The 3768-nt window shown below is 68.0% G+C and carries 4 protein-coding genes; all 4 read right to left on the bottom strand.

Translation table 11 applies throughout. The annotated features are described in order from the left end of the window. Window positions 1-524: S46 family peptidase (locus Q8Q85_09495; GenBank protein MDP3774488.1), on the bottom strand; the 524-nt coding region annotated here is incomplete at its 3' end. 74 nt (window positions 525-598) lie between these two features. Next, window positions 599-871, bottom strand: a complete 273-nt coding sequence (locus tag Q8Q85_09490; GenBank protein MDP3774487.1) for a hypothetical protein — start codon at window positions 869-871, stop codon at window positions 599-601. Between the two features lie 76 nt (window positions 872-947). Continuing rightward, a complete protein-coding gene (locus tag Q8Q85_09485; protein ID MDP3774486.1) occupies window positions 948-2378 on the bottom strand; it encodes a nucleoside transporter C-terminal domain-containing protein in 1431 nt (476 codons plus the stop codon). Between the two features lie 69 nt (window positions 2379-2447). Next, window positions 2448-3768, bottom strand: a 1321-nt coding sequence (locus tag Q8Q85_09480) for an Ig-like domain-containing protein (GenBank protein ID MDP3774485.1), incomplete at its 5' end; no start/stop codon positions are given.

Below are 3768 nucleotides of genomic sequence, written 5' to 3'. Positions count from 1 at the left end.
CGTCGGGCCAGCGCAGCGGCTGGAACCGCCGCGTTCACGCTGTCGGTGACGTCGGTGATGCTGAGCAGCTGGTCGAGCTGGTAGTTCGGGCACGCCCGCTCCTCGGCGCGGGTGCGGGAGTAGAAGCCGTTCGTGAGGAGGTCCTCGCCCTGGCGCGTCACGGCGTCGATGCAGGCGCGGGCGCAGTGGTGGTTGGTCATGACGAGGCCGTCGGCGGAGACGAACGACGCCGAACAGCCGGCGACCGGCGGCGGCCCGCCCTGGCGCACCGACGCCAGGCGCACGTGGTCGAGCCAGTCCTGGGTGGGGCGGAAGTTGTAGCGCCGGGCCCAGTACTCGAGCGGCGGGACGTCGAAGGTCCACATCTTGCCGGTCTCGAGCCCCGGGTACTCTCCCGAGGCCGGGGCGGCGGCAGGCGACTGCGGGCGCGGGGCGGCGGCGACCGGCTGTTGGGCGCCGGCCGTGGCGGCCGGCGTGGCGCCGAAGGCGAGTAGCGAGAGAGTGGCGACCGAAAGACGACGCATGGGTGGGCTCCGGGATGAACCGAGGTTGATACCGCGGCTCAAGAGTGGGCCGGGGGGGGCACTCCGTCAAGCGGTCAGGTCGTCTCGCAGTGCGAGGTCTTGGGCGGGGTGTTGTCGCAGCGGATGGACTCGTCCATGCCCTGGGCGAGCACGCCACAGGCCGCCGTCTGCGCGCCGCGACGCGCCTCGGCCTCGGTGGCGCCCGCGCCCTTGGCGCACCGGGAGCCTCCGTTGAACTCCACGCAGACCTCGCAGGCGTGGCCCACGCGTGCCATGCTGCCGTAGACCACATAGCCCATGATCAGCAGGACGACGCTCGTCACGACCCATTTCGCGGTCCGGTTCATCGCTTCCTCCGGTTCCCCTCGGAACGTGGTGAATCCGCGGTTTGAACAATGAAGCGTACACCCATCACGTTTTTTCTCACAGCAACAACCCCGCGATCGCCGCCGACATGAAGTTCGCGAGCGTGCCCGCCAGCATCGCGCGGAAGCCGAGGCGCGCCAGGTCGTGCTTTCGCTCGGGCGCGAGGGCGCCGATGCCGCCGATCTGGATGCCCACCGAGCCGACGTTGGCGAAGCCCGCGAGCGCAAACGACGCGATGGTGAAGGAGCGCGGATCCAGCGTCGCCTTCATCCGGCCCAGGTCCGCGAAGGCGATGAACTCGTTCAGCACCGTGCGCTCGCCCAGCAGACCGCCGATCGCGGCGCTGTCCTTCCACGGCACGCCGATCGCCCAGGCGAACGGCTGCCCGACCCAGCCGAGTACGACCTGGAGCTGCGCCGGGAACCATTCCAGGTAGCCGTGGATCCAGCCGAAGAGCCCGTTCAACAGCGCGATGAGCGCGATGAACGAGACCAGCATCGCGATCACGTTCAGCATGAGGTGGAGCCCCTCGCTCGTGCCGCGTGCCGCCGCGTCCACCACGTTGACGTCCGTCTTGGGCACCTTGATGTCCACGTTGCCGCGCGTCTCCGGCTCCCCGGTCTCCGGCTCGAAGAGCTTGGACATCATAATCGTGCCCGGGGCCGTCATTATTACGGCGGTCAGCAGGTGACGCGCCTCGACGCCGAAGGCGATGTACGCCGCCATGATCGAGCCCGAGACGTGCGCCATCCCGGCGGTCATCACCGTCATGAGTTCCGACTGCGTGAGCTTCGGCAGGAACGGCCGGATGGTGAGCGGCGCCTCGGTCTGCCCCATGAAAATCGAGGCGGCGACGTTGGTGCTCTCCGCCCCGCTCGCGCCCATGACCTTGTTCATCACGATCGCCATCGCCCGCACCACGAGCTGCATGACGCCGAGGTAGTACATGATGGCGAAGAGCGCGGAGACGAAGATGATCGCGGGAAGGATCTGGAACGCGAAGACGACGCCGATGCTGGAATTCTGCTTGCCGATCTCCCCGAACACGAACGAGGTGCCCGCGTAGGAAAAGCCCAGGATCGTCGTCACGATCCGGCCGAGCTTCTGGAACAGCTCCTGCCCGAACGGCACCCGCAGCACGAAGATCGCGAACGCCACCTGGAGTCCCAGGCCCCACGCCACCACCGACCAGTTGATGGCCTTGCGGTTGCGCGACATCGCATAGCCGATCCCGATGATCAGCGCCATGCCCAGGAGGCCGGTGAGCCGCGTGAGGAGCGAGATGGGCGCCGCCAACGGCTGGGCCGGGGGAGGCTCGGGGGCCGGGGCGGGCGCCGCCTGAACGGCCGCACTGTCCTGGCCCTGGGCCTGAGGTTGCTGAGCGACCGCCGTGCTCACGGTGTTCCAGACGAAGCGCGGCAGCGTGAAGACCGCGAGCGCGCAAAGGAGTGAAGCGGCGAACGAGAACAGGATCCGGCGCACCGGCATCGCGCGTACCCTCTCGATGATGTTTGACCTGGGGGGGGAAAGCCGCGACAGAAGCTATTGCGCGCGCGGCTACGGCGCGAGTCCGGTCACTTCCAGTATGAGGAGGGCCGGGGAGCCGGGGTCCTTGGCGCCGAAGACGTACAGCCGGTTGTTGATGGCCGAGAACGTCGCCGTGTGCACGCCGGTGCTCACCAGGTACGATCCCGCGAAGACCGGCGCGGCCGGATTCGTGATGTCGTAGAAGTGGATGCCGGCGTTCGGGCCCGACTCGGCGCTGAACATCAGCAGCTTGCCGTCCGGGCTCACCTCGACGTCGCTCACCGTGTTGATCCCCGTCGTGATGATCGAGTCCTGGAGCACCGGCGCCCCCGTGGCGCTGAGCTTCCAGATCTTGAGCGCGTTCCCGACCGTCTGGCGAGAGCCCCAGGTCCCCGAATAGGCGTACCCGTTCGCGACCCATTGGTCGCTGCCGTACCGCTCCGGCACGTTGTTGCCTCCGAGCGCTACGGTGAACGCGTTGCCCGTGAGCTTGAGCTGCCAGAAGCCGCTCAGCATGTCGGTCGCGTACACGGACCCGTTGTAGAGCTGCACTCCCCAGATGTAGGTGTTGCCCACGCCGTCGGGCTGGATGCGCGCGATCTCACGCGAGGCGAGGCTCCCGGGGAGGGTGCCCGAGATGTCGAGCGCGACCACGCCGCCGTTGTAGTACGCGGCGTAGAGTATCTGGGCCTGCTCGTCCACCCAGAAGTTGTGCGTCCCGGCGCCGGCCAGGGTGTAGCTCGCGACCTCGACGGGATTGAGCAGGTTCGTAACATCCACGACGTGGATATCGCCGCTGGACGACGAGCCGATCATGCCCGGCCCCTCCTGGCCGATGAACACGTACCGCTTCTGTCCGTTGGTCGGGTTCCAGACCCACCACGCGTTATGGACCTGCGCTCCGCCGGGCACGCCGTTGGCGGAGGTGATGAACGTTGACACGAGCTGCGGGTTGGCGGGGCTGCCGCCCATGATGCCGTAGCCTACGTCGTAGATCAGGAGCCCCGAGTTCCAGGCGCAAACGAACGCGAGCCCGTCTCGCACGAAAGTGTCGTGGATCCCGTAGTTCGGCTGGATGGGCACTTCCCTAACGAGCGTGATGGCCGCCGTGGCCATCACGCCGAAGGAAACCGGCGAGCCGACGAGGCCGGCGACGCTGGCGCTCGCTGCCTGGCTGCCTAAACCAGGGCCCGTCGTGAACGAAGTTATGGCGATGCCCGTCGAGTCCGTCATCGCAGCCGCTGGAGCGACCGAACCGCCGCCCAGCGTGACCGACCACGTCACCGTGACTCCCGGAACGCCGTTGTTGTACTGGTCGAGGACGACCGCCGCGAGCGGGCTCGCGGCAGCC

The sequence above is a fragment of the Gemmatimonadales bacterium genome, assembly GCA_030697825.1.
GTDB lineage: Bacteria > Gemmatimonadota > Gemmatimonadetes > Gemmatimonadales > JACORV01 > JACORV01.
This window is presented reverse-complemented; position numbering and strand designations above follow the sequence as displayed.